Below are 26,561 nucleotides of genomic sequence, written 5' to 3' on the forward strand. Positions count from 1 at the left end.
CCGAAGCTGTCAGCCGTCGATGAAGTCCCGCAGCACCTTGAGGAACTTCTCGGGCGCGGCGTCGTGCACCAGGTGACCCACCTCGATGGTCGCGGCGCGGCCGTCGGGGACCTGTTCGGCCACCCCGACCACGTTGTGTTGCGGGAAGCCCGAATCCGCGCCGCCGCCGATCACCAGGGTCGGCACCGCGATGTCCGCCAACCGGTCCCATGATTGTGGATCCGCCGCGTTGATGAAGTCGCGCACGACCGCCTCGGTGTGGTTCCAGTCGTTGGTCGCCTCGTCGGGACGGGGGATGACCTCGCGCCGCATCCAGCCGGGCGTCGGTATCGGGGCCTCCTCCAGCACCAGCCGCGTCAGCCACGTCGGGCGCCGCTGGGCCAGCAGCGCCGCGGCGATCCCGCCCATCGAATGCCCGACCAGCGTCACCTGTGACAGCCCCAGCGTCTCGACGAACCGCTCGATGTCGGAGCCATACAGCTCGAAGGAGTACTCGCCGGGCCAGTCGCTGCCCTCGTGTCCGCGCAGCGTCGGCGCGTAGACACGGTGGTCGGCCTTCAGGTCGTCCATGACGACGTCCCAGTCGGCGCCGGAGCCGCCGTGCCCGTGCACCAGCAGCACGACCGGAGCCCCGATGGGGCCGTCGGCCTGGAAGGTCAGCGTGAGCCCGTTCACATTCACAGTGGATTGTTGCCGCATATCGGTGAACCTAGCGCGGTCTTGATGCGAAAACGACTGGGCCAAGCCGCCCGGGGCCGCGTATTCTGGCGCCTCGGTATGGCTACTGCGGCGAACATTTCGGTCTCCAGCCTGCGCACCAGGGTGCGTGGGCTGCTGTTGCGTGACCAGGGGCGGTTCCTGCGCCGGCTCGACTCGGTCAAGAAGAGCCCCGACCAGAGTTCGCTACTGGCGAAAATCGCCGCCGAGCTGGACGCCGCCGAGACCCGGGTGGAGCAGCGCCGCGCCAAGCTGCCGCGCATCGGCTACCCGGCCGAGCTGCCGGTCTCGCAGAAGAAGGACGACATCGCCGCCGCGATCCGCGACCACCAGGTCGTGATCGTCGCCGGTGAGACCGGTTCGGGCAAGACCACCCAGCTGCCGAAGATCTGCCTGGAGCTGGGGCGCGGCGTCCAGGGCATGATCGGGCACACGCAGCCGCGCCGCATCGCCGCCCGCACCGTGGCCGAGCGGATCGCCGAGGAGCTGGACTCGCCGCTGGGGGAGGCGGTGGGCTGGAAGATCCGCTTCACCGACAAGGTCGGTGAGAACACCTTCGTCAAGGTGATGACCGACGGGATCCTGCTGGCCGAGATCCAGCACGACCGGTTCCTGCGCCGCTACGACACCCTCATCATCGACGAGGCACACGAGCGCAGCCTCAACATCGACTTCCTGCTGGGCTATCTCAAACAGCTGCTGCCCCGGCGCCCCGACCTGAAGGTCATCATCACCTCGGCGACCATCGACCCCGAGCGGTTCTCGAAGCATTTCGGGGACGCGCCGATCGTGGAGGTCTCGGGCCGCACCTACCCCGTCGAGGTCCGGTACCGGCCCCTTGTGGACGACACCGACGAGGAGGCCGACGACGTCCGCGACCAGATCGAGGCCATCGTGGACGCCTCCCGAGAACTGATGGCCGAGGGCCCCGGCGACATCCTGGTGTTCCTGTCCGGGGAACGCGAGATCCGCGACACCGCCGAGGCGCTGTCCAAGGAGAAGTTCCGGCACACCGAGATCCTGCCGCTGTACGCGCGGCTGTCCTCGGCCGAGCAGCACCGGGTGTTCCAGCGACACACCGGACGCCGCATCGTGTTGGCCACCAACGTCGCCGAGACCTCGCTGACCGTCCCGGGCATCAAGTACGTCATCGATCCCGGCACCGCCCGCATCTCGCGGTACTCGCACCGCACCAAGGTGCAGCGGCTGCCGATCGAACCGATCTCGCAGGCCAGCGCCAACCAGCGCAAGGGCCGCTGCGGTCGCACCAGCGACGGCGTCTGCATCCGGCTGTACTCCGAAGCGGACTTCGAGGCCCGGCCGGAGTTCACCGACGCCGAGATCCTGCGCACCAACCTGGCCTCGGTGATCCTCCAGATGACCGCCGCCGGGCTGGGCAAGATCGAGGAGTTCCCGTTCATCGACCCGCCCGACCGCCGCAACATCCGCGACGGCGTGCTGCTGCTGACCGAACTGGGCGCCATCGACGACACCGTTTCGGATCCGCGTAAGCGGCTCACCAAACGCGGCCGCCAGCTGTCGCAGTTGCCGGTGGACCCCCGGCTGGGCCGGATGGTGTTGCAGGCGCACCAGGACGGCTGCCTGCACGAGGTCATGGTCATCGCCGCCGGTCTGTCGATTCAGGACCCGCGTGAGCGTCCGGCCGACAACCAGCAGGCCGCCGACGCCAAGCACTCCCGCTTCGCCGATCCGACCTCGGACTTCCTGGCCTACCTCAATCTCTGGAACTACCTCAAGGACGAACAGAAAGCGCGCTCATCGAGCGCGTTTCGTCGTATGTGCAAGTCCGAGTTCCTGCACTTCATGCGGATCCGGGAATGGCAGGACATCTACGGGCAGCTGCGGCAGACGCTGAAGAACCTCGGCCTGACGATGAACGCCGCGACCAACGAGGTCGACCCGCAGCGGGTGCACGTCGCGCTGCTGTCGGGGCTGCTGTCCCACATCGGACTCAAGGACCCCGAGACCCGCGACTACCTGGGCGCCAGGGGCGCGCGGTTCTCGATCTTCCCCGGCTCGTACCTGTTCAAGAAGCAGCCCAAGTGGATCATGAGCGCCGAGCTCGTCGAGACCTCCAAGCTGTGGGCCCGGGTCAACGGCAAGATCGAACCCGAGTGGATCGAACCGCTGGCCGGCCACCTCGTCAAACGCGACTACTCCGAACCCCACTGGGAGAAGAAGGCCGCCGCGGTCATGGCCATGGAGAAGGTGACCCTGTACGGCGTGCCGATCGTGACCGCCCGCAAGGTCAACTTCGGACGCATCGACCCGGAGATCTCCCGGGAACTGTTCATCCGGGGCGCGCTGGTCGAGGGCGACTGGGACACCCACCACAAGTTCTTCGCCGCCAACCGGGCGCTTTTGGACAGTGTTGAGGACCTGGAGAACCGGGCCCGGCGGCGCGACATCCTCGTCGACGAGGAGACCCTGTTCGACTTCTACGACCGCCGTATCCCCGCCGACGTGGTGTCGGGCAGGCATTTCGACAGCTGGTGGAAGAAGACCCGCCGTGAGCAGCCCGACCTGCTCGACTTCGAAGAGTCGATGCTCATCAACGACGAGGCCGAGGCCGTCAACGTCGTCGACTACCCCGACGTCTGGGACACCGAGGGCGTCAGCCTCCCGCTGACCTACCAGTTCGAGCCGGGCACCGCCGCCGACGGCCTCACCGTCCACATTCCGCTGCCGGTACTGGGCCGCCTGGACCCGGACGTGTTCACCTGGCAGGTTCCGGGACTGCGCGAGGAACTGGCCACCGCGCTGATCAAGTCGCTGCCCAAGGCGCTGCGCCGTCATTTCTCGCCCGCCCCCGACCACGCCCGCGCGGCCCTGCACACCATGACCCCCGAGGGCGGCGGCACCTTCACCGAGGCGCTGGCGGTTCAGTTGCACGCCATGCGAACCGTGACCATCCCCAACCACGCGTGGGACTACTCGCGGGTGCCCGGTTACCTGCTGCCGACCTTCCGCGTCACCGACGACGACGGCAAGAAGCTGGCCGAGGGCAAGGACCTGCCCGCGCTGCGCAAGAGCCTGGAACCCAAGGCCAAGGAGGTGCTCGCCGAGTCGGTGCCCGGCATCGAACGGTCCGGCATCACGTCCTGGGACTTCGGCGAGTTGCCCCGGGTGCAGGAACAGCAGCGGCGCGGCTACGCCGTCAAGGCCTTCCCCGCCCTTGTGGACGAAGGCAAGAGTGTCGCGATCCGCTTGCACGACAGCGAGGGCGCGCAGCAGCTGGCCATGTGGCACGGCACCCGGCGACTGCTGCGGCTGACCATCGCCTCGCCGATGAAACGGGTGCTGGCGGGACTGTCCAGTCAGACGAAACTCGCGTTGAGTGCCAACCCGTACGCCGATGTCCCGGCGCTGCTGGACGACTGCGTCAACACCTGTGTGGACAAGCTCATGATCGACGCGGGTGGCCCGGTGTGGGACGAGGCCGCGTTCGAGGGCCTTCGCGACGCGGTGCGCGCCGAGCTGGCCGACACGACGATCGCCGCCGTCACGACGGTCGCGAAGATCCTCACCACGGCCCGACGGGTCGACAAGCTGCTGTCGGGCAACTTCGCCTTCGCTCACCTGGCCTCGCTGTCCGACATGAAGCGGCAGCGCGAAGCGTTGGTGTTCAAGGGTTTCGTCAGTGCCTCGGGCTGGTGGCGGCTGGACGACCTGGTCCGCTACCTGGAGGGCATCGAACGGCGGGTCCAGAAGCTGCCGAAGAACGGCGACGCGGACGCGGCGTGGATGACCAAGGCGCAGGCGGTGGAGGCGGCGTATCACGAGCTCGTCGCGAGCCTGCCCGCCGCCGCGGCCTCGCCGCAGGGGCAGGAGGTGCGGTGGATGTGCGAAGAGCTGCGGGTCAGCTATTTCGCGCAGGAACTGGGAACCCGGTACCCGGTCAGCGACAAACGGGTCCTGAAGGCCATCAACACGTTGCGCTGAGCGCCCGCCGGCGGCCGCGCAGCTCGCTGTCCGGCGGCCAGCGGCCTGACGGCGCTGGCGCGTGCGCCCATGTCAGGCTATTGACATGAGCGAGCCGAGTGAGAGCCCGCAGCTGGAACAGCGGATGGGCTACGTCCTCAAGCAGGTCCAGGCCGCATTGCACGGCGCCATGGACGAGCGGCTGCGCGGCCACGGCCTGTCCGTCGCCCAGTACGCGTGTCTGGAGCTGCTGGCCGAAACGCCGGGACTGTCCAATGCCGAGCTGGCGCGCGGCGCCTTCGTGACCCGGCAGGCCATGAACACGGTGCTGCGCGGCCTGCTGGCGGCCGGACACGTCGACCGCCCCGCCGAGGCCGAGTACGGCCGCGCCCGTCCCGCGCGGCTCACCGACGCGGGCGAGGCGCTGCTCGCCGCCGCCCGCGCCGACGTCGTCGCGATCGAGGAACGCATGGTCACCGGCCTGCCGCGACGGCGACGCCGCGAGTTGTTGGCCGAGCTGGCGGCCATGGCGCGCAACCTGTCTGGCGACTCGGGCTGAGCTTCGGACAACGCACGGAGGGTTCATGTCGCGATCCGTATTCGGGTATTGACAAAATTTGGTGCGTTGTGGTCGGCTGTATCCGCCCGTGTCCGCACGCACGAGAGTCGAGCCCATGCCCCGGCAGCGATTGACCCGATGGATCACCGTCCTGGCCTGTTCCGCCCTCACCCTGGTCCTGATGCCCCCCGGCCGGGCCGCGGCGGCCGACGGCACCGACTTCGACACCTCCTTCGAGGACGGACAGTCGCTGCCCGACTGGGAGAACTCCGTCGAGAACGACCGGACCGGCGGCCTCGACGGCACCATGAAGAGCGCCCGCGATACGGGACCCGCCGAGTCGCCCACCGCCAAGGCCAAGGTCGGCTACACCGGCACCAGGTCGGCGTCGATCTCCGGCAACCACACCTCCGGTGACCGCGGCTTCTCGTACAACAAACTCCTGGACACCGACATCGAGGTCACCGAGACCAGCGAACTGTCCTATCTGATCTTCCCCAAGTTCGTCGAGAACGCCCCCGCCAACCCGAGCACCTTCGCCGCCGTCGATCTGGCCTTCACCGACGGGACCTACCTGTCGGAACTGGGTGCCGTCGACCAGCACGGCGCCAAGGTCGACCCGACCTCGCAGGGCAAGTCCGAGACGCTCTACACCGGTCAGTGGAACCGCAAGGCCGTGCCGCTGGGCGAGGTGGCCGCCGGTAAGACCATCGACCGGATCCTGTTGGCCTACGACAACCCCGACGGCCCGGCGACCTTCACCGACTACTTCGACGACATCCGCGTCGTGGGTGAACCCGAGGCCCCCGACGGCTCGCCCGCCGACTACGCGCTGACCACCAGGGGCACCCAGTCGTCCGGGGACTTCTCGCGCGGCAACAACTTCCCGGCCACCGCCGTTCCGCACGGCTTCAACTTCTACACCCCGGTCACCGACGCCGGTTCCACCAGCTGGCTGTACCAGCACCACCGCGCCAACAACGCCGCCAACCGTCCCGAGTTGCAGGCGTTCTCGGTCAGCCACGAACCCAGTCCGTGGATGGGGGACCGGCAGACCTTCCAGGTGATGCCCTCCACCGCCTTGGGCACCCCCGACGCGGACCGCAAGAAGCGGGCACTGCCGTTCGGGCACGACAAGGAGATCGCCAAACCGCACCACTACGGCGTCATGTTCGACAACGGCCTGAGCACCGACATCGCCCCGGCCAATCATTCGGGGCTGTTCCAGTTCAGCTTCCCCGACGAGAACGCGAACCTGATCTTCGACAACGTCAAGGGCGACGGCGGTCTGACCCTCAACGTTGACGACGGCGTCGTCACCGGGTACTCCGACGTCAAGAGTGGACTGTCCACGGGCGCCACCCGCATGTTCGTGTACGCCGAGTTCGACGACGCGGCCACCAAGGGCGACAAGCTCTCCGGCGGCGGTGGCGAGAAGGTCGCCGGTTACATGCGCTTCGACGCCGGTGACGACCGCACCGTCACGATGCGGCTGGGCACCTCGCTGTTGAGCGTCGAGCAGGCTCGCAAGAACATGGAGTCCGAGATCGGCGGCAAGACCTTCGACGAGGTCCGCGGCGAGGCCGAGGACCAGTGGAACGACAAGCTCGGCGTCATCGAGGTGGAGGGCGCCAGCCAGGACCAGTTGACCACTTTGTACTCCAACCTGTACCGGCTGTTCCTGTACCCCAACATCGGGCACGAGAACGTCGGCACGCCCGGCGAGCCGAAGTTCCGTTACGCCAGCCCGGTCCGGCCGCCCGCCGGGAACGACACCCCCACCGAGACGGGTGCGACCGTCGTGGACGGGGAGATGTTCGTCAACAACGGATTCTGGGACACCTATCGAACCACCTGGCCCGCGTACGCGTTGTTCGACTCCGACAACGCGGGCAACATGATGGACGGTTTCGTGCAGCAGTACCGCGACGGCGGCTGGATCTCGCGCTGGTCCTCGCCCGGTTACGCCGATCTCATGGTGGGCACCAGTTCCGACGTCGCCTTCGCCGACGCGTACCTGAAGGGCGTCGAGGACTTCGACGTCGAGTCGGCCTACGACGCGGCGGTCAAGAACGCGACCGTCGCGCCGCCGGAGAAGGGTGTGGGCCGCAAGGGACTGGAGACGTCCATCTTCGACGGTTACACCTCCACCGAGACCCGGGAGGGCATGTCCTGGGCGCTTGAGGGCTACGTCAACGACTTCGGCATCGCGAACATGTCGAAGAAGCTGTACGAGGCCGATCAGGACGGTCCCCGCGCCGAGGAGTACAAGACCAACTACGAGTACTTCCTCAACCGGGCGCAGAACTACGTCAACATGTTCGACGACCGCATCGGCTTCTTCCAGGGCAAGGACGCAAGCGGCGACTGGCGGGTGCAGGACCCGGGCGCGTTCAACCCGGCCGAATGGGGCCACGACTACACCGAGACCAACGCGTGGAACATGGCCTTCACCGTCCCGCAGGACGGCAGGGGACTGGCGAACCTGTACGGCGGCCGCGACAAACTCGCGTCCAAGCTGGACAAGTTCTTCACCACCCCGGAGATGGCCAAGTACCCCGGCTCCTACCCGGGCGTCATCCACGAGATGCGCGAGGCCCGCGACACCCGGATGGGCATGTACGGGCACAGTAACCAGCCCTCGCACCACATCCCGTGGATGTACGACTACGTCGGCCAGCCCTGGAAGACGCAGGCGCTGACCCGCGAGGCCACCTCCCGGCTGTACCTGGGCAGCGAGATCGGCCAGGGCTACCCCGGCGACGAGGACAACGGCGAGATGTCGGCCTGGTGGCTGTTCTCGGCGCTGGGCTTCTACCCGTTGCAGATGGGCTCGGAGAACTACGCGCTGGGCTCACCGCTGTTCACCAAGGCGACCGTCCACCTTGACAACGGCAAGGACATCGTCGTCAACGCGCCCGCCAACAACGCCAAGAACGTGTACGTGCAGGGCCTGAAGGTCAACGGCAAGGCACACAAGAAGGCGTACCTCGACAGCGACACGCTCACCGGCGGTGCGACCCTGGACTTCGCGATGGGCGCCAAGCCGTCGGACTGGGCGTCGAGCCCGAGCGCGGCGCCGCCGTCGATCACCAAGGACGACAAGATCCCCGACCCGTTGAAGGACGCGGCCAAGGGCGCCACGACCACCACACCGGAGGCGTTCGACGACTCCTCCAAGACGGCGGTTACCTCGGACGGTGGCGAGTTGACGGTCGAGGCGGCGCTGTCCAAGCCGACCGAGCCGCGCATGTACACGCTCACCTCGGCCAGCAAGGAGTCCGCGCCGACGGCGTGGCGGCTGGAGGGCTCGGCCGACGGCACCAACTGGGCGACCCTTGAGACCCGCGACGGCGAGAACTTCAAGTGGGACAAGCAGACCCGCTCGTTCCTGATGCCGCTGAACTCCGGCTTCAAGAAGCTGCGGATCGTGGTGACCGAGACCGCTGGTGACCCGGCGGCGCTGTCGGAGGTGGAGTTCCTGGTCTAGGCGGCCTCAGCCCGAGCCGGGCCGAGCCAGGGCGGCCTAGGCTGCGCCAGGCCGCATTGCGCCACAGCCGAGTAGGCCCGGGCTGCGCCGGGCCGCATGGCGCCCGAGCTGGGTCGGCCCAGGCTGCGCCGGGCCTCAGCCAGCTCCGGCGTAGCGGCAGTCGGTCAGGTCGTCGACGTACTGCACGTAGATGGTGATCTCGGTCGTGAGTTCGGCTTCCTGGTACGGCTCGGGAGCTTGACTGTCCACGCTGCACACCTTGGCGCCGTCGCCGTCGTACTCGGTCACGATGTTCTCGAAGCCCTCGCCGTTGAGCACCTGGATGGCCTCCTCCTCGGAAAGCCCGTCCACGGGAGGGATCTCCGCCGTCTCCGGCTCCGGCGACTCGGACTCGCTCGTCGGCTCCGCAGAGGAGGTCGTGGGTTCCGGCGAACTGGACGACTCCGACTCCGACGGCGACTCCTCCGAGGTCGCCTCCTCGACCGCGGACGTCTCCTCGCCCCCGGGCTGCGCGACGTTCGTCTGCACCCACGGCCTCAGGTACACCACGTACCCGCCGACGCCGAGCAACAGCAGCACCAGGATCACGATGATGCCGATGAGCAGCCCGTTGCGGCGCGGCTTCGGCTGCGGAACCGGCGTCAGCGGCCCGTCGTTCTGCCCCGGATGTTGCGGCGGCGCCGAACCCCGCATCGACGGCGGCGTGACGCTGTCGGCGTCCTGGGACGCGGCGTCGCCGGGCGGCGGGGGAGTCACGACGGTCGGCGCCTCGGCGGCCGACGCGGGCGTCACCATGGTCGCGGCGTCACCGGCGGGTGCCGGGGACACCGGCGCGTTGTCGGGCTTGCGGCAGGCGGCGGCGAAGTCGGCGGCGCTGGCCCAGCGGCCGTCCGGTTCCTTGGCCAGCGCGCGCAACACGATCGCCGCGACGGTCTCGGGAATCTCCTCCGGCAACGGCGGCGGCTCGTCGGACAGGGCGGTGGCGATGATGGTCGCGGGCACGTCGCTGTCGAAGGGCTTGCGGCCGGACAGGCACTGGTAGGCCACCACGCCGAGCGAGTAAATGTCGGCGGCCGGGGTGGGGTCGTCGCCGCGCAGCTGCTCGGGGGCGACGTAGGCGGCGGTGCCCATCACCATGCCGGTGTTGGTGAGCCCGGCGGCCCCGGCGGTGCGGGCGATCCCGAAGTCGACGATGCGCGGGGCGCCGTTCTTGCTGATGAGGATGTTGCCCGGCTTGATGTCGCGGTGGATGATCTGGGCCCGGTGCGCGACCTGCAACGCCTCGGCGGTACCGGCGATGACGCGCATCGTCTCGTCGACGTCGAGCTTGCCGCCCTCCTGGAGGATCTGTTGCAGGGACTTGCCGTCGACGTACTCCATCACCAGGTAGACGATCTGGCCGTCCTCACCGGTCTCGTCACCGAAGTCGTAGATGTTGACGACGCCCGGGTGCTGGAGCGCCGCGATGGCGCGCGCCTCGATGTGGAACCGGTGCTGGAACACGACATCGGACGCCAACGCGTGGTGCAGCACCTTGACCGCGACGATCCGGTTGAGCCGTTCGTCGTAGCCCTTCCAAACCTCGCCCATCCCCCCGGCGGCGACGCGTTCGTCCAGTCGATAGCGATCATTGAGTCGCTGGCCTTGCCGCATGGTGTGATTCCCCCAAGCAAAAATCGAAGCATGATTATGCCACGAAGCGATAATGGGTCTTCGATGGTTACGGGAGACGTTGCAGGTCAGACACAATCGGATAACAGTGTCGATTGTGGCGTTATGAACACATACAGTGAATAGGCCGTCGGGTCGATGACGCCGTTAACCGGTTCAGGTGAACGCGACAACATCGTGACATTGACGCGTGTCTCAATGTGGATTTCAGTGTCCGATTCTGCTGCTAGTGTTTCGCGCGTGAACGAGATGGACATGGACGTGCACGCCGCCGCGACCTCGCGATTGATCCGCGAGGCGTGGGGCCGGTGGGGGACCGTGGACGAGCATTTGATCGCGCATCTGGTCAACCCGGCCTTCATGGGCGGACCGGAGTGGCCGGGAATGCGGCAGGCGCACTCGGTGACCCGCCGGGGCCGGTCGGTCATGATCGCCAGCGACGGCCTGGCCGACCCCGCCGCCTGGGAGGATGCCCCGCCGTCCAACGGTTACGGCGTCGAGGTCTTCGGAATCTCGGCCGACCCGTTCGAGCAGACCGACACCGTCGGCCTGGCGACCTCGTGGCTGGGCGACATCGTCATGTCCACCTCCCGGCTGATCGCCCAGCACGGCTTCGGTTTCACCGACGCCCTGGAACGCAACTCGATGCTGACCGTCGCGTTTCCCGGCGCCCAGCTGCCGGGCCCCAACGCGGACAAGTTCATCGACGACAAGGGTTCGCTGACGGTGATCCTGGGGCTGACCGATTCGGTGATCCCCGAGCGGATCAACGGTCCGCTGTCGCCGATCCGGCTGGTCAACGTCAAACTGCTGACCGTCGCCGAGGCCAACTACTGCGTCAGCGCCGACGTCGGCAGCGCCGAGGCCCGCGAGGACCTGGCGCGGCGCTTCGCCGAGCAGGGCTGGAGCCTGTACTCCAGCCTCGACCGCCCCTCGGTGGTCGATGCTTCCGAGGAGTTCTTATTCGGGCTCCGGCGACGAGTCGGTCTCGCAGTCGGGGGTGTCGCCGTATTCGACGCCGAAGCTGAGCTCCTCGTCCAGCTCCTGGCTGGAGCCCGCGCTCGGGTTCTGCTCCACGACGGTGCACGCGTACTCGCCGGATCCGACCTCGTAGGCGGCCACGTTCGTGAAGCCCTTGGCCTCGGCCTTGGCGTACGCCTCGTCCTCGCTCAGGCCCATCAGGCTGGGCACCTTGCCCTCCTCGGGTTTCTCGCTGGGCGAGGACGTCGAGGGGGTCTCGGACGGCGAGTGCGAGCTGGACTGCGAACTCGGCTGCTCCTCCGAGGGCGACGGCGCCTTGTCGGAGTCGGTGGTAGCGGCGGTGGTCTCGTCGCGGTCGTCGGCGACGGTCGAACCCTTGCCCTCGGCCGGGCGCTTGCGCTCGTCGTCCCAGGGCCGGGCCGCCGCGATGCCCCCGGCCGCCAGCAGCGCCACGATCGCCGTGGTGACGACGAGGGTGCGGGGCCGCAACCCGGAGCGGCGGTGCGAGACCACCGCGCCGCGGTTGCGGCGGGCGCCCGACGTGGGGGTCACGGGGCGGGGACCGGCGGCGGCGCGCACCGTCGTCGGCTGGGGCGTCGGGATGACCGTGGTGGGCACCGCGTCGGCCGCGACGCGCACGGTGGCGTCCTCGCGGGGCGCGGCGGCGCCGATGAGTTCCCGGCACGCGGCGGCGAAGGCGGCGGCGTTCGGCCAGCGGTGCCGCGGTTCCTTGGCCAGCGCCCGCATGATCGCCTCGCGCACCCCGGCCGGAACGGTCTCGGGCAGCGGCGGCGGGGCCTTGTGGATCTGCTCGTGGATGACGGTGGCGGGGACGTCGCTGGCGAAGGGCTTGCGTCCGGTCAGCGCCTCGTAGGCCACCACCCCCAGTGAGTACACATCGGACGATCCGGAGGGCTCGTGTCCGTAGAGCTGTTCGGGGGACACGTAACACACGCTGCCCATCACCACGCCGGTCTCGGTGAGCGAGGACTGGCCCCGGGTGCGGGCGATGCCGAAGTCGACGATCTTGACCACGCCGGTCTCGGCGTCGATGAGGATGTTGCCGGGTTTGATGTCGCGGTGGATGATCCCGGCCTCGTGCGCGACGTCCAGGGCCTCGGCGGACTGCGCCACGATGTCGAGCACCTCGTCGACGCGCAGGCTGCCGCGCTCGGACAGCACGGTGCGCAGCGAACGGCCCGGCACGTACTCCATCACCAGGTACGACACCACTCCGGCGTCGGCCGAGGCGTCCTCGCCGTAGTCGAAGAGGTTGACCACGCCCGGGGCGCTCAGCGCCGCCACCGCGCGGGCCTCGCCGTGGAACCGTTCCCGGAACGCGGGGTCGCCGGACAGCCCGGCGTGCAGCACCTTGATGGCCACCGTCCGGTCCAGCCGGATGTCGCGGCCCCGCCACACGTCCCCCATGCCGCCGCCGTCGACCCGTTCGTCCAGCCGGTACCGGTTACCCAGGATCCTGATGTTGTCCATTGTGATGATTCCCCATAGAAAGTTCGATGAGTCAGTATGTTCCGGGCTGTCAATGTTTGAATCGCGAAAACGTGCCAGCCTGCTGCGGGTAGGCTCCGCGTCGTGGTCGAAGACCGAGACATCAAGGAACTGGTGCGGCGCGGTTACAACGCGGTGCCGTACCACCACGACGCCGAGGGTTCCGGCGCGTGGCAACAAACCCGAATGACCCGCAAGCTCCTGGAGCGACTGGCTCCGGCCTCGCGCCTGCTCGACCTGGGCTGCGGCAGCGGCCTACCGCTGGCCCGCGACGCGACGGTGGCGGGTCACCGGGTCACGGGCGTCGACATCAGCGAGGTCGCCATCGCGCGAGCCACCGAACTGGTGCCCGAAGCGACGTTCATCCGCGCCGACGCGGGCACGGCGACCTTCGAGCCGGAGTCCTTTGAGGCCATCGCGTGCCTGTACATGATCTTCCATCTGGAACCCGAGGAGCAGCGCCGGCTGCTGGCCACGGTCCGCGAATGGCTGGTCCCCGGCGGGCTGCTGCTGGTCATCGCGGGCAACACCCCGTCGGTGGGCATCACCGAGAACTGGCGCGACAGCGGCACCTCCATGTGGTGGAGCCACCCGGGCGCCGAGACCTACCGCGAGTGGGTCAAGGAGGCCGGGTTCACCCTCGTCGAGGACGAGTTCATCCCCGAGGGCAGCAAGGGCCACAGAGCCTACTGGTGCCGCCGCCCGGCCCCGAGCGCTTAGTTGCCTTGCCAGGAGCGCCACAGGGCGGCGTAGTGGCCGCCAGCGGCCACCAGCTCGTCGTGGGAGCCCAGCTCGGCGATGCGGCCGTCCTCGACGACCGCTATGCGGTCGGCGTCGTGCGCGGTGTGCAGCCGGTGCGCGATCGCCACCACGGTACGTCCTGACAGGACGGTCGCGAGGTGCCGCTCCAGATGGCGGGCCGCGCGGGGGTCCAGCAGGCTGGTGGCCTCGTCCAGGACCAGCACGTCCGGGTCGGCCAGCACCAGCCGGGCCAGCGCGATCTGTTGCGCCCGAGCCGGTTCGACCTTGAGCTCGGCCGAGCCCACGACGGTGTCCAGCCCGTGCGGCAGCGAGGCGAGCCACTCGTCGGCGTCCACAGCGGTCAGCGCCTCGGTGATCTGCTCGTCGGTCGCCGACGTGTTGGCCAGCGCCAGGTTGTCCCGCACCGTACCCAGGAACACGTGGTGTTCCTGGGTCACCAGCAGCACCTCACGACGCAGTTCCTCAAGCGTCGCGTCCCGCAGGTCGTGCCCCGCCACGGTCAGGGAACCCATGCCGGGGGAGTCGATGCCCGCGATCAGACGCCCCAGAGTGGACTTTCCCGCGCCCGAGGGCCCGACGACGGCCAGCCGCTCGCCGGGCGCGATGTCGAGGCTCACGCCGTGCAGGACGTCGTGCCCCTCGTTGTAGGCGTAGCGGACATCGCGCACCCGCACCGCCGCGCCGTGTTCCTGCGGGGCGGGCCGCTTCTCGTCCACCGTGGCCTGCTTGATCGGCCCCACGCCGATGATGCGCCCCAGCGAGGCGTCGCCGGTCTGGAGCTCGTCCAGCCAGGCCAGCAGCATGAACATCGGTTCCCCGGCCTGGTTGATGTACAGCACCGCCGCGGTCACCGCGCCCAGCGTCGTCAGGTCGGCGGCGTACATGAGCCCGCCGACCAGCAGCACCGCCGCCACCGGCAGCGTCACGCCGAAGTCCAGCGACGGGAACAGGACGCTGCGCAGGAACAGCGTCCGGCGCTCGGCCCCGTAGGACTTGCCGATCACGGCCTGTCCCTTGTCGATGCGGTCCCGCTGGATCCGCAGTGCCTCAACGGTCCTGGCACCCTCGACCGTGGCGGCCAGCCCCTCGGCGATCTCGCTGTAGGTGGCGTTCTCAGCCAGGTAGGCCTCGCGGGCCCGGCGCAGGTACCACCGGGCGGGCGCCCACAGCACCGGCACCGTCGTCACCAGCGCGACCAGCGCCAGCAGCGGGCTGGCCAGCGTCAGCGCCGCGAGGGTCAGCACGAGCGTCAGCACGCACACGAAGCTCTCGGGAGCGGCGCGACGCAGCACCTGGCCCAGCTGCGCGATGTCGCGCGAGGAGCGGGTCATCAGGTCCCCGGTACCCGCGCGCTCCACAGTGCTCAACGGCAGCGCCAGCGACCGGCGGACGAACTCCTCGCGCAGCCTCGCCATCACGGTCTCGCCGAACCGGCTGGACACGTAGTGCGAGATCCCGCTGAACAACGCCTGCGTCAACACGAAACCGGCCACCGCCATCGCGATGGCGTCCACGGTGGAGGTGTTGCCCGCGTCGAGGGAGTCGATGAGCTCACCCAGCAGCCACGGCGCGCCGAGCCCGGCCGCCGAGGCGATCGTGTACAGCACCACCGTCCAGAAGACCTGTCCCTTGTAGGCGGCGGCGATGCTGCCGACCTCGCGGGCGGTCTCTCGCGAGGTCGCGACCGGCAGTCCACTCACTGTCGTTCCTGCCCTTCGTCCTCGTCGTCTCTGGTGACGACGGCGCGGTACCGCGGCTCGCCGTCCATGAGTTCCCGGTGACTGCCGGTGGCCACGACCTTGCCGTCGTCCACGAAGCACACCGTGTCGGCGCGCTCCAGCATCAGCGGCGACGTCGTGGTGACCACGGTGGTCGCGCCCTCGCGGTGCTCGCGCAGCCGCTCGGCGATCAGCGCCTCGGTGTGCGCGTCCACCGCCGAGGTCGGTTCGACCAGCACCAGCACCGGCGCGTCGGTCAACAGCGCCCGCACCAGTCGCAGCCGCTGCCGCTGACCGCCGGACACGTTGCGCGCCTCGGCGTCGACGTGCCCGTCCAGGCCGCCGACGCTGTCGACGGCGTCACCGGCCACGGCCGTGCGCACCGCCCGCAGCACCGTCTCGTCGTCGGCTCCCGCCGCGACGTCCAACCCGGCGCGCAGCTTCCCCTCGAAGAACATCGAATCGTTGTCGGACACCAGAACCAGCTGCCGCAGCTCGTCCAGCCGGATGTCCCGCAGCAACAGACCGTCCACATGGGCGTCCGAGTCGCGGTAGCGGCCCAGCCGGTCGCCCAGCACCGCGGCCTGCTCCGGATCGGCGCAGGCGACGGCGGTCAGCTTCCCCGACTCCACCCGCAGTCCCGACTCCGGTTCCTCGAGGACGTCGAAGCTTCGCGGCGCGTCCTTGTCGCCCTCGTCGTCGACGCCCGGCTCCACCGCCAGGAACGCCACGATCCGTTTGGCCGCGGCGTGCGCGGTGGTGTACTTGCGCGCCGTCTCAAGGAAAGTCGACATCGGCATCAGCAGGAACGTCGTGTACCCGAACACGGCGATCAGCTGCCCCGGCGTGATCGAGCCCGAAACCGCGGCCCGGGCGCCGATCCAGGTCACGGCGACCAGCAGCAGGCCCGGCAGCAGCATCTGCAGGCCCTTCATGACGGCACCGGCGGCGGCGACCTTCATCCCGAACCGCCGCACCTCCTGCGACCGTTCGGTATAGCGGTGCGCGAACAGCTCCTCGCCGCCGATGCCGCGCAGCACCCGCAGTCCCGCGACGATGTCGTTGGCGCGCGACGTCAACAGCCCCTGCTGTTCCCGGTACGCGTGTTCGCGGCGCTGCAACGGTTTCAGCAGCGGCCCGATCACCAGCGCCTGCAACGGCAACCCCAGCAGGATCACCAGCCCGAGCGGTACCGAGATCGTCAACAGGATCACCGCCACGGCCACGAAGGTGACGACCGACCCCGTGGTGCGGCCCAGCACGTCCAGCGCCATCCCGATCGACGCCGGGTCGGCGCTGCCCACCGAGACCACCTCGCCGGTGGCGATACGGCGCGGCAGCGCGGCCCCCACCCGGGTGGCGTGTCGGGTGGTCAGCTGCACGGTCCGGTAGGCGCCCACCAGGAAGTTGAAGACCGCCAACCGATGTCGGATGATCCCCAGCACGGCCATCAGGGCGGCCAGCGTGACGATCACCCCGGCCCACAGCAGCAGCGCGGTGGTGTCCTTGGTCCGCACACCCTGATCGATCCCGTAACCGATCGCGCCGGGCAGCGCGCCGATGCACGCCATCCATCCGGTTCCGAACATTCCCGCGACCACGAGCGTCTTCCACTGCTTGCTCAGGATCCAAAGGAGATAACTAGCCGCCGACCGGGCGTCGGGTTCGCCGGGGTCGGGCATGGGCAGTGGTTTCAGCAGACGCATAACGCCATTGACGCTATTGAGGTCACACGACAATTGGCAACTCAATAAACGGTGACGACAATGACTGCGCAACAAACGGCGATGACAATGACTGCGTAACAAACGGCGATGACAATCACTGTCGTCCGTATCCGGTCATCGAAAACCGCTGGTTGCGATGGTTACCAACGATTACAGGAAAATGAAACCGTCACGCTTACTAGTTCACGTATAGACAGTCTTGCGAACACCGGCTAATATCGGCACTTCACCATGGTGTGACGGCTCGCCCGGGTCTTCCCGTGCCCCGGATGACGAGCCACCCGCGCGGACAGTTTTACAGTGACGCGATCCGCGCCCCCCGCCCCGGCCGTTCCCCCGTGCCGCCGGGGCGGGCCTAATTTTTTCCGTCCCCTGCTAGGTTCGCCGCATGCCGTTTTACGTTCACGCCAAGGACAAACCGGGCGTCGGAGCCGAACTGGACAAGCTGGTCGAGGAGCACTGGTCGTACATGGACCGCTTCGACGAGCGGCTCATCCTTCGCGGTCCCACGCTGTCCGACGACGGCGAGGAACACACCGGCAGTGTCCACATCGTCGATCTGGACGACCGCGCCGCCGCCGACCGCTTCGGCGACGAGGAACCGTTCTGGCAAGCCGGGCTCTACGAGGACATCACGACGGAACGCGCCGCCGTACTGCTCGACCGCGAACCATCGGCGGCCTCACGATCGGGAGAGGCCCCCAACGCCTTGCTCGTCGGCCGCTGGGAACCCAAGCCCCACAACGCCCCGACGCTCGGCGCCGACACCGACGCGCGGCTGGACTTCGTCGCGCTGCTCGTCGACGACGACCAGTCCCACACGATCGGCTTCGTCGCGGTGGTCACGGCGATGCCGGACGAAGCCGAGGCGATCGCCCGGCCGCTCGCGGACCGGTTCGCGGGCGAGGCCGTGCCGCTGGCCGTCACCCGCTGGTGCCGAGGCGGCCGTCGATGAGGAACCCGCGATGACGCTCACCGGCTCGCTGGCGGAGGCCGACTGGGAGTCGCATCGCTCGGCGGTCTTCGGGGCCGCCTACCGCATCCTCGGCACGGTGACCGATGCCGAGGACGTGACCCAGGAGGTGTGGCTGCGCGCCGACACCAGCGATCTGTCCGGGGTACGGGACCTGCGAGCCTGGCTCGTGACCGTTGCCGCCCGGACGTCGTACAACCTGCTGAAGTCGGCGCGCGTCCGACGGGAGTCCTATGTGGGCCCCTGGCTGCCTGAGCCGCTGCTGACCGGACCCGACGCCGCCGACCGGGTACTCCTGGACGAGTCGGTGAGCACCGCGATGCTGGTGGTCATGGAGAAGCTGTCGCCCGCCGAACGGGTCGCGCTGGTACTGCACGACGTCTTCGACTTCCCGTTCGGACGAATCGCCGAGGTGCTCGGCGGCACGCCCGCCGCCAGCCGCAAGCTCGCCTCCCGCGCCCGGGCCCGGGTCGCCGAGGCCAAGGAACGGCCCCGGGCGTCCAAGGCCGAGACCGAACGCGTCCTGCGCGCCTTCAAGGCCGCCACCGACGCCGGTGACCTGACCGCCCTGGTCACACTGCTCGACCCCGACGCGGTCTATGTCGGCGACGGCGGCGACAAGGTCCGCGCCGCGCGCAGGCCGGTCGTGGGCGCCGAGGCGATCGCCCGGTTGACGATCCGCGTGGCCGGAATGATGCGCCCCGACGCGTTCCGGATCATCGAGGTCAACGGTCAGCCCGCCCTGGCCAGCTACCGGGACGACAGGCTGGTCTGGGTCGACACCGTCGAGACCTCCGACGGCCGCATCACCGCGTTCCGCCGACTCGCCAATCCTGAGAAGTTCGCGCATATCGGTCACAACTGAGGCCGCTGTCTTGTCTCCCTGCGGACCCTCCGACTTCCCGGAGGGCGAAGCTGAGAGAGGACGATTCCCATGGCACACGTTGTCATCATCGGAGGCGGTTTCGCGGGCGTGTGGAGCGCCGCCGGCGCGGCACTGGCGCGCGGCGACGCGGACCTGAGCATCACCTTGATCGCGCCGAACGAGCACCTGGTGCTGCGCCCGCGCCTGTACGAACCCGAGCCCGATCTCGCCAAGGTCGAACTGCGCCGCATCCTCGCCCCGATCGGCGTCGAACACCGGCGCGCCTGGGTGAGCTCCATCGACACCGACCGCCGCGTGGTGGTCGCCGACGGCACCGAGATCGGCTACGACCGGCTGGTGCTGGCGGCGGGCAGCAAACTCGTCACACCCGCGGGCCTGCCCGGCGCCGAACGACTCTTCGACATCGACACCCTCGACGGGGCCCGGCGCCTCACCGACCACCTGCGCGGCCGCGAGGACTTCACCGCCGTGGTCGTCGGCGCCGGGTTCGTCGGACTCGAAGCCGCGACCGAACTGGCCGCCCGGGGCCGGGTACTGCTGGTCGACCGCTCCGACGTCGTCGGTGACCAGCTCGGCCCCGGCCCGCGAGCCGAAATCGAAGCGGCACTGGACAAGCTGAACATCGAATGCCGTCTGTCCACGACGGTCACCGAGGTCGGCGACGGCTACACCGTCCTGTCCGACGGCAGCCGGGGCGAGACCGACGCGGTGGTCTGGTCGGTGGGGCTGCGGGCCAGCGAACTCACCCGCCACGTCTCGGACGACCTTGACCCGCTCGGCCGGGTACCGGTGGACCGGTGGCTGCGCGCGCTGCCCGAGGTGTTCGCCGCCGGGGACACGGCGGCGGCACGGGTCGAGGGCGACCACGTCGTCATGCAGTCCTGCCAGCACGCCACCCCGCTGGGAAAGGTCGCCGGGTACAACGCGGCGGCCGACCTGCTGGGACTGCCCCCGCGTGACTTCACACCCGCGCCCTACGTCACCTGCCTCGACCTGGGCGGCGCGGGCGGAGTCTTCACCCGAGGCTGGGACCGCAGGGTGATGGCCACGGGCGCCGACGGCGCGAGCATCAAGAAGAAGATCAACCAGTACATCCACCCGCCGGTCGACGACGCCACCAAGATCCTCGCGGCGGCCGACCGGATCCACACACCGCTGCCGTTCTTCCCCCGGGACGACGCGGAGCGCACTTAGACCGAGTGACCCACGACGCGGCGGTCCTCACAGGACCGCCGCGAGCGCCTCTCCGTGCTGGCCCGGCTAGTTCTGGTCCGAGTTCGCGTGCCGCCCGACCTTCACATCGCGCGAGCCGTGCAGCGCGGGGCCGCGCTTGGCACGCGGCACCTTTCCGTCCTTGCCCGCCGACCACGACGGCGGTGTGGGCCAGCGCAGCATGAGAGCGTTGCGCAGTTCCCGGCCGCGCACGTTGGCGATGCCCGTGCCCAGCAGCGCCGCGACGAACAACCCCACCGAGATGCCCATCGCGATGACCGCCTCAGTACGGAAGCCAGCGAACACGTCCTGCGACCCCAGGCCCCAACCCAGGCCGAGCAGGTAGGCAGCCGTACTGAACACCAACCCCGTCCCCGACATCGCCGCCGTGACGAGCGCCAGCGGGTGCATGCGCCGCCGCGCGTGATAGCCCAGCAGGTGCTCGGCCGGGCGAGGCGAGTGCGGGTTCTCCAGCATCGCGCGCAACTCGGCGCGCTCGCTTCGCCGCTGCTTCCAGTCCAGCAGCACTCCCGTCACCGCGAGGATCGCCGCCAACGGAAGCAGAACCACGAAGATCCAGAACCCCGCGGCGAGGATCTGCTCGATGAACGACGAGTACGTGATCTCCTCGCACTCGGTGTTCCCACGCCCCGGCACCTTCCCGCAGCGCATCACCAACGCCGCCTGCAACACGACGAAGCTCAGCAGCCACAGACCGGCCGCCGCGTAGATGAACCGCCCGGCGATCGAAGACCCGAACAGCGACTTCTTCCCCGAGCCCTTCTTGTTTGCTCGAAGCGCGGGACGCCAGGCCTTCCCCTCGTCCTCCACGCTCCAGTGCGCGGCGATGAGCTTGCGACGCCGTTCCTGCGCCGGATCCAGCCACATGCGACCGGCGAACGCCACCGCCGCCATGACCACGGCGTAGCTGAGCGAGTACCAGAAGATGGGCAGGCCCTCGGTCTCGTTGCCCTCGCCCACCACGACGATCAACCCGATCACCGCCACCAGGCCCGCGACGGCGGCGTTCACCCACCCGAAGAACGTCAGATGCTGCGCGGGCGCGCGCGTGACGGACTCGACCTGCTCCGGCGACGGCACGTCATATCGCGACGCACCCCGCGCGGCGGCCTTGACCAGCGCCCGGGACGTGGTCACCTCCCGCGCGAACCCCGCCACCGCCGACGCACCCCACGCCACCAGGGCGAACGCCATCAAAACACCCAGGCCCAAGCGGCTGAGGTGATCGATGGCCTCCTCAAGACCGGGATCGCCGAGCAGGTCCTCTTCGGCCAGAATCCCCACGCCCAGGATCATCACGAACGAACATCCCAGCCCGATCAAAAACGCGGCCAGGGCGCGAGCGCAAGCGCGCGCGGTCTCCCCGACCAACCCGACCTCGTGCTCGTACCAGTGCCAGGGGTTCGACCGATTGCCGTCGTCACTCACCAGTGGGCTCCTTCTCCTGCGGCAACGGATGCGGGTCGAACGCGATGAACAGCTGTGTCACCAGGTTCTCCCGCCAGCGGAGCGACAACTGTCCCATGCCGCCCGAATCCCACTTGAACCGAGCGATCAACCTGTCCCCGTCCCAGTCGTGGGACAGGACGGTCATGGTGTCGTCGGGCGGGTTCTCGGCGTACGCGCTGGCGATGGCGTCGCGCCCCAGGTAGGGACCGGCGGGCACGCCCGCGAACTTCATGACGGCGTCGGGGGCGAACGACGCCGTGAACGCGCTGAAGTCGCCGCTGGTCACGGCCTTGTTGAACAGCGCGATATGGGCATCCAGCGCCTTTGAATCGAAACTCATGGATGCATCTTAGAGACGTGGAACGACGATACGCAGGCTAAGCGCGCAGGATTCCGGTGCGGAATGCTTCGGCGACGGCGTGGGCTCGGTCGCGGGCGCCGAGTTTGCGGTACATGCGTCGGGCGTGGGTTTTGACGGTGTCTTCGGTGATGAACAGTTCGCGGCCGATCTCGGCGTTGGATTTGCCGCCCGCGATGCCCAGCAGGACTTGGGTTTCGCGTTGGGACAGGCCGCGTCGCAGGCTGGCGGGCACGGAGACGGTTTTGGGGACGTCGAGGTCGATGCCCAACGCGGTCACAGCGGTCAGCAGCATGCGCCCGTCGATGGTCAGTGGTTCCAGGCGTCGGCTGGCTCGGGCTTCGCGGACGATGTGGACCGCGGAGCGGGCGATGACTTCCCAGGCGATGACGGGATTGCGCAGGTCGGGTGTGGCGATTGTGGACATTGGTTGGCTCCTTGGGTGGAGGGCCGCCTCGCCCACGAAGCGGGGGTCTACGCAGGCGAGGCGGCGCGGGTGTACCCGGGAAAGTCCTACAGCCCGTTCTTGATCGAGTTGATCAGCGCGGCGTCGGCGGTCAGGATCGGTGTGGGGCCGTTATACAGACGGCCGTACTTGGAGTCCCCGAACTGCCACTGGTTGTGCTTGATCCGGGCGATCACGCAGGCTCCGGCGTGTCCGGAGTGCGAGCTCTTCGTCCAGCCGTCGGTGAGTTTGATTCCGGTTTTCATGGGTATCTCCTTTCAATCGCCCACGCTGTTCGATGGGCGTGGGTCGCATCGGTGGGGTGGGTGGTGGTTGGTGGGGGCCGTGTTTGAGGTAGACCTCGTTGGCGAGGCGGTAGAAGTAGCAGCCTTGGGGTCCGGGTTGCTCCAACCTGCCGTGGTAGGTGCGGCAGCCGGTGCAATAGCCCTCGGAGTCGACTCTGCTGTGACAGTCCATCGTGTACTCCGCATTGCGGGCCAGGACGTCGGATTCGGTGAGGCTCATGATTGCCTCATCTCGGTGGGGAGATTGCGAGATTCCAATATGCCTTGGAACGGGCGGGTGCAACCGTCGAGCTTGTTATCCCAATAGCGGCCGTGCGAAACGCATTCGTACCAGGCTTGGAGGTTGCACTTAATCAGTTTTTTGGAGCAACCCTTGACGAGCCGTTGTTTCTCGTCGACAGACAGCGTGGCCGCGAATTCGTGAATCTCTTGGTCCGTGTGCTTCTTGCTCATCGGGATCCCCACCTTTCTGACATCGAAGCTAAGCCAGAAATAGCGCTAAGTGAAGACCGACGCACATGTAGTGTTTGCCGAGGTAGAGGCTCTGGGAGCTGGGCTGTTGCCGATTTAGGGTGCCGGAAATCTACACCCCCAGATCGGCTCTCTTGGGCCGGTTACTGTCGGTGGTCATCTGCATAATGAGGCGATGAGTGATATACCGTTTCCACGCCGTCTTCTCGGCGACACGTTTAAGCAGCTTCGTGACAAGCGCGACTGGACGAAGAACCGTGCCGCGACCGAGCTGGGTGTCTCGCGAGACAAGCTCAACGCGATCGAGGAAAGCGCCACGCGACTGTCAATCATGGACATACGGGGTCTATGTAGCACGTACGGGGCGTCGCAGGAGTTGGAGCACGAACTCATCGCATTGGCGGACAGTCGACAGAAAGACGGCTGGCTGGAAACGTCCAGAGACGGCGTGCCGAAGTTCCCATTTAAGTTGCACAGCATGGAGCAACGCGCCAAGGAGTTGTTGATCTACGAATCTGAGTACATGACGGGCCTATTTCAGACCGCTGATTACCTAAGGGCTAACCAAGCTCAAGAGCGGCTACTGCTGGAGCAGCCGGAGTGGGGCGAGAAGGTGCTGGAGGAGCGACTTGCACGCTGGGAACGCATGAAGCAAAAAGAGATACCGCCCCGAGTACGCGTGATCTTGAATGAGCCTGTCCTCATGCGGGAGATTGGCTGCCCAGAAGTCATGGAAGCACAGATAGCCTATCTCCGGGAAGTAAACCAGCTTCCGTTCGTGGACATCTCCGTGCTGCCTCTGGCGGCAGGGCCGCATCCTTCGATGCCCGGGGCCTACATGGTCCTCGCCTTCGACAACACCGAGCCGGATGTCGTATTCCTGGAATCCCGCGATGGAGGTCGCTATGTCTCTAGCCCTATGGTGGTGGCGTTGTATCGAGGAGACTTCTTTGAGACCGATACCCTTACCAAACCACTTGAGGAGTTTGTCAAATGAGCAGATGGCGTAGATCCAGCCGCAGTGCCCCCGAACAGGGCAACTGTGTGGAAGCCCGGACCATGGCAAGCCGCTTCGAACTCCGTGACAGCAAACTTGGCGAGTCCTCCGAGATCCTTGACATGACCAAGGCCGACTGGCGGGGCTTCCTGAACCTGGTCCGCCGCTAACTCAACCAACACCCCAACGCCACTGCCCGGGGATGGTCTGACAAATAGCCTCAAGATCACCCCGGGTCCGCCCCCGGACGTGCAGCACACAGCCGACGCCAAGGCCGTCCTGCCGCAGCAGCTTCCCCGGAGCGGAGAACCACCGCACCGGATAGTCCTCAGCACCCGTCCACATCGGGTAATCAGGCAACGCGACCCGTCGAAAGCGTTCCCCCGCAACACCAACCAGGTCCGCCGACAGCTCAGACGCGTCACACAAACGCCCATCGCCGATCAGCGCCTCGCTCAACACCAGCTCCACGATCGCCACCGACAGCCGGTCCATGAACCGCACCCAACCGTGCCGCGCCTCGACGAACACCGGCGGATCGTCCAGATGCAGATCCTCAAGGCGCACACCCCAAAACGCGCAACCCTGGTTCTCACTGCGATACACCAGAACACCGCCGAGCCCGTCATGCACGAACACCTCGTCGGGCGTCAACAACGGATCCAGATTCGAGACCAGATCCAACCGCGCACCAAACAGCGCGTGCGCCTCACGAAGCGCCGCCGGAAACCGCAAGCCAAGCGCCGCCTCGGCTCGCGCCAGCTCCGCCGCCGGGGTCGCGTCGGCGTCGGAAAGCGGTGCGCCCCAAGCGGACGCGAAGTCGCGAACGAACGCCCAAGCCCGCTGCCGGTCCACGATCCCGCCGCCGACAGCCTCGGCCACGTCGAACCCGTCACTCATGCCGCGAACCGTACCGGAGGCGCACCCCTGGTTCAGTCGCCGCGCGGCGGTTGGGCGACCGGCAGCTCGACCCGCACCGTCGTGCCCTCGCCGGGTTCGCTCTCCAGCTGGACGATGCCGTGGTGTGAGGCCACGATCGACGCGACTATGGACAGTCCGAGGCCGGAGCCGCCGGTGGCCCGCGAGCGGGACGGGTCGATCCGGTAGAGCCGGTCGAAGACCCGATCCCGGTGCTCTGACGGGATCCCGGGCCCGTGGTCGGTGACCGAGAAGATCGCGGTGCCGTCCACGGCGGCCACCGTGACATCGATCGGGGTGCCCTCGGGCGTGTGTTGCCTCGCGTTGGCCAGCAGGTTGGTCGCGACCTGGCGCAGCCGGGACTCGTCGCCGAGCACCATCACCGCGTCACCCGCCTCGACGGTGATGGTCCGGTCGGGCGCGATCGCGCCCGAGTCGTCGACACAGTCGATCACCATGCGGCACAGGTCGAAGCGCTCGCGGGAGTCCACGGCGCGCTGGTCGAGCCGGGCCAGCAGCAGCAGGTCGTCGACCAGCCGCGCCATCCGCTGGTTCTCGGCGCGGATGCGGTGCATCGCGCGGTCCAGCGGCGGTCCGGGCGGGGTGCCGCCGGACTCGTACAGTTCGGCGTAACCGCCGACCGTCGCCAGTGGAGTCCGCAGCTCGTGCGAGGCGTCGGCGATGAACCGCCGCAGCCGGGCCTGCTCGGCCTCCCGGTCGCTGATCGCGTTGACCAGCTTGGAGACCATGGTGTTGAGCGATCGGGCCAGCCGCCCCAGTTCGGAGGACTTGCCGGTGTCCTTGGCGCGGCGTCTCAGGTTCCCGGCGGCGATCGCCTCGGCGGTGTCGGCCATGTCGTCCACGGGTTTGAGCCCGCGTCGGGTGATTCGCCAGCCCGCGACGAGCGCCAGGGTCAACACGACCGCGACCGTGATGATCATCGTGGTGACCAGCTGGTTCCGCACCGCGACCACCTCGGTCAACGGCGCGGCGGCCACGATGCGAAACACCTCAGGTTTCCCACCCTGGTACATCTCGAACCGTCCGGCGATGGTGATCCGGTAGTCGGTGGAACCGTCCTGAGAGGTGGCCGTCTCGATCTGGCCCGCGTCGGGCAGCGAGGACGGCAGCTTCGGCAAGGGCAGCGGATCGTCGCCGAACCCGGCCGGGTGGGAGCGGACCACGGTGCCCTTACTGTCCACGAACAACATCGCGACCGACTGGTAGAGCTGGAACCTGTCGTCGGACCGCTCGGCGGTGGCGGCGACCCCGGGCGGGGCGTCGGCCGGGCCGTCGGGCGGGGTCTGCTGCGGGTACTTGCGCAGTTGGGAGTCCACCCGGTCGGTCATGGTGGTGGTGACCGCCCCGATGGCCACCACACCGATGACCACGGTCGCCGAACCCAGCAGCGCCGCGGTCGCGACGAGCAACCGAGCCTTGATCGACATTC

Annotated in this window: 21 protein-coding genes and 1 pseudogene; 9 read left to right on the forward strand and 13 right to left on the reverse strand. The window is 68.2% G+C overall.

All coding sequences use genetic code 11. From position 1 onward, the window contains the following. Positions 1–9: 9 nt before the first annotated feature. The gene (locus SNAS_RS10225; RefSeq protein WP_052304967.1) at positions 10–675 is read right to left on the reverse strand and encodes an alpha/beta fold hydrolase; all 666 of its coding nucleotides are present in this window, start codon (positions 673–675) and stop codon (positions 10–12) included. 102 nt (positions 676–777) lie between these two features. On the opposite strand from SNAS_RS10225, the gene hrpA reads away from it, so the two are divergent. From hrpA to SNAS_RS10240, 3 genes are all read left to right on the forward strand, one after another. Beyond that, positions 778–4,680 carry an ATP-dependent RNA helicase HrpA gene (gene hrpA / locus SNAS_RS10230; protein ID WP_144300762.1) on the forward strand — a complete coding sequence of 1,301 codons (3,903 nt, stop codon included), beginning with the start codon at positions 778–780 and terminating at the stop codon, positions 4,678–4,680. A gap of 85 nt (positions 4,681–4,765) precedes the next feature. Then, positions 4,766–5,218 (forward strand): MarR family winged helix-turn-helix transcriptional regulator, encoded by a 453-nt coding sequence (locus SNAS_RS10235; RefSeq protein WP_013017340.1) that lies wholly within the window; start codon positions 4,766–4,768, stop codon positions 5,216–5,218. Between the two features lie 115 nt (positions 5,219–5,333). Then, entirely contained in the window at positions 5,334–8,708 is a 3,375-nt protein-coding gene (locus tag SNAS_RS10240; protein WP_013017341.1) for a GH92 family glycosyl hydrolase, read from the forward strand. Positions 8,709–8,843: 135 nt separating this feature from the next. Here SNAS_RS10240 and SNAS_RS10245 read toward each other — a convergent pair whose 3' ends face one another. The 3 genes from SNAS_RS10245 to SNAS_RS32625 all read right to left on the reverse strand — a co-directional run bounded on the left by SNAS_RS10245 (position 8,844) and on the right by SNAS_RS32625 (position 12,851). Next, the gene (locus SNAS_RS10245) at positions 8,844–10,361 is read right to left on the reverse strand and encodes a serine/threonine protein kinase (RefSeq protein WP_013017342.1); all 1,518 of its coding nucleotides are present in this window, start codon (positions 10,359–10,361) and stop codon (positions 8,844–8,846) included. A 506-nt stretch (positions 10,362–10,867) separates the two neighbouring features. Then, on the reverse strand, positions 10,868–11,185 hold the full coding sequence (locus tag SNAS_RS10250; protein ID WP_144300453.1) for a hypothetical protein: 318 nt from the start codon (positions 11,183–11,185) through the stop codon (positions 10,868–10,870). Positions 11,186–11,339: 154 nt separating this feature from the next. After that, on the reverse strand, positions 11,340–12,851 hold the full coding sequence (locus SNAS_RS32625) for a serine/threonine-protein kinase (RefSeq protein ID WP_013017344.1): 1,512 nt from the start codon (positions 12,849–12,851) through the stop codon (positions 11,340–11,342). A gap of 102 nt (positions 12,852–12,953) precedes the next feature. Between SNAS_RS32625 and SNAS_RS10260 the strand changes: the two genes are divergently transcribed. After that, positions 12,954–13,589 carry an SAM-dependent methyltransferase gene (locus tag SNAS_RS10260; RefSeq protein ID WP_013017345.1) on the forward strand — a complete coding sequence of 212 codons (636 nt, stop codon included), beginning with the start codon at positions 12,954–12,956 and terminating at the stop codon, positions 13,587–13,589. Here SNAS_RS10260 and SNAS_RS10265 read toward each other — a convergent pair. Together SNAS_RS10265 and SNAS_RS10270 are read right to left on the reverse strand one after the other, a co-directional pair. Further along, positions 13,586–15,331 carry an ABC transporter ATP-binding protein gene (locus tag SNAS_RS10265; protein WP_013017346.1) on the reverse strand — a complete coding sequence of 582 codons (1,746 nt, stop codon included), beginning with the start codon at positions 15,329–15,331 and terminating at the stop codon, positions 13,586–13,588. The two genes, SNAS_RS10260 and SNAS_RS10265, sit on opposite strands and share 4 nt — an antisense overlap. Beyond that, positions 15,328–17,055 carry an ABC transporter ATP-binding protein gene (locus SNAS_RS10270; RefSeq protein ID WP_013017347.1) on the reverse strand — a complete coding sequence of 576 codons (1,728 nt, stop codon included), beginning with the start codon at positions 17,053–17,055 and terminating at the stop codon, positions 15,328–15,330. The genes SNAS_RS10265 and SNAS_RS10270 overlap by 4 nt, the downstream gene beginning before the upstream one ends. Before the next feature lie 409 nt (positions 17,056–17,464). Between SNAS_RS10270 and SNAS_RS10275 the strand changes: the two genes are divergently transcribed. The 3 genes from SNAS_RS10275 to SNAS_RS10285 all read left to right on the forward strand — a co-directional run bounded on the left by SNAS_RS10275 (position 17,465) and on the right by SNAS_RS10285 (position 20,129). Beyond that, positions 17,465–18,031, forward strand: a complete 567-nt coding sequence (locus tag SNAS_RS10275; RefSeq protein WP_013017348.1) for a YciI family protein — start codon at positions 17,465–17,467, stop codon at positions 18,029–18,031. A 10-nt stretch (positions 18,032–18,041) separates the two neighbouring features. Further along, the gene (gene sigJ / locus SNAS_RS10280; protein ID WP_013017349.1) at positions 18,042–18,914 is read left to right on the forward strand and encodes an RNA polymerase sigma factor SigJ; all 873 of its coding nucleotides are present in this window, start codon (positions 18,042–18,044) and stop codon (positions 18,912–18,914) included. 69 nt (positions 18,915–18,983) lie between these two features. Next, positions 18,984–20,129, forward strand: a complete 1,146-nt coding sequence (locus tag SNAS_RS10285) for an NAD(P)/FAD-dependent oxidoreductase (protein ID WP_013017350.1) — start codon at positions 18,984–18,986, stop codon at positions 20,127–20,129. Between the two features lie 66 nt (positions 20,130–20,195). Here the strand turns inward: SNAS_RS10285 and SNAS_RS10290 are convergent, their stop codons facing one another. The 5 genes and pseudogenes from SNAS_RS10290 to SNAS_RS10310 all read right to left on the reverse strand — a co-directional run bounded on the left by SNAS_RS10290 (position 20,196) and on the right by SNAS_RS10310 (position 23,178). Continuing rightward, a complete protein-coding gene (locus SNAS_RS10290) occupies positions 20,196–21,596 on the reverse strand; it encodes a hypothetical protein (protein WP_013017351.1) in 1,401 nt (466 codons plus the stop codon). Continuing rightward, complete coding sequence (locus tag SNAS_RS10295; RefSeq protein ID WP_013017352.1) at positions 21,589–21,957, reverse strand: nuclear transport factor 2 family protein; 369 nt, start codon at positions 21,955–21,957, stop codon at positions 21,589–21,591. Before SNAS_RS10295 ends, SNAS_RS10290 begins: the two co-directional genes overlap by 8 nt. Before the next feature lie 37 nt (positions 21,958–21,994). Beyond that, positions 21,995–22,189: pseudogene (locus SNAS_RS36620) on the reverse strand (response regulator transcription factor); the annotation flags it as partial. A 299-nt stretch (positions 22,190–22,488) separates the two neighbouring features. After that, complete coding sequence (locus tag SNAS_RS35085) at positions 22,489–22,686, reverse strand: DUF397 domain-containing protein (RefSeq protein WP_013017354.1); 198 nt, start codon at positions 22,684–22,686, stop codon at positions 22,489–22,491. Positions 22,687–22,941: 255 nt separating this feature from the next. Beyond that, entirely contained in the window at positions 22,942–23,178 is a 237-nt protein-coding gene (locus tag SNAS_RS10310; protein WP_013017355.1) for a hypothetical protein, read from the reverse strand. 193 nt (positions 23,179–23,371) lie between these two features. Here SNAS_RS10310 and SNAS_RS10315 point away from each other — a divergent pair, with 193 nt between their 5' ends. After that, a complete protein-coding gene (locus SNAS_RS10315; RefSeq protein WP_013017356.1) occupies positions 23,372–24,193 on the forward strand; it encodes a helix-turn-helix domain-containing protein in 822 nt (273 codons plus the stop codon). Beyond that, positions 24,190–24,363, forward strand: coding sequence for a DUF397 domain-containing protein (locus SNAS_RS33950; protein WP_013017357.1), 174 nt, complete (start codon positions 24,190–24,192; stop codon positions 24,361–24,363). The genes SNAS_RS10315 and SNAS_RS33950 overlap by 4 nt, the downstream gene beginning before the upstream one ends. 1 nt (position 24,364) lies before the next feature. Here the strand turns inward: SNAS_RS33950 and SNAS_RS10320 are convergent, their stop codons facing one another. Together SNAS_RS10320 and SNAS_RS10325 are read right to left on the reverse strand one after the other, a co-directional pair. Beyond that, on the reverse strand, positions 24,365–25,093 hold the full coding sequence (locus tag SNAS_RS10320) for a hypothetical protein (RefSeq protein WP_013017358.1): 729 nt from the start codon (positions 25,091–25,093) through the stop codon (positions 24,365–24,367). Positions 25,094–25,125: 32 nt separating this feature from the next. Continuing rightward, positions 25,126–26,559 (reverse strand): sensor histidine kinase, encoded by a 1,434-nt coding sequence (locus tag SNAS_RS10325; RefSeq protein WP_013017359.1) that lies wholly within the window; start codon positions 26,557–26,559, stop codon positions 25,126–25,128. Positions 26,560–26,561: the final 2 nt, after the last annotated feature.

Origin of the sequence: Stackebrandtia nassauensis DSM 44728, assembly GCF_000024545.1 — a bacterium.
Taxonomy (GTDB): Bacteria; Actinomycetota; Actinomycetes; order Mycobacteriales; family Micromonosporaceae; genus Stackebrandtia; species Stackebrandtia nassauensis.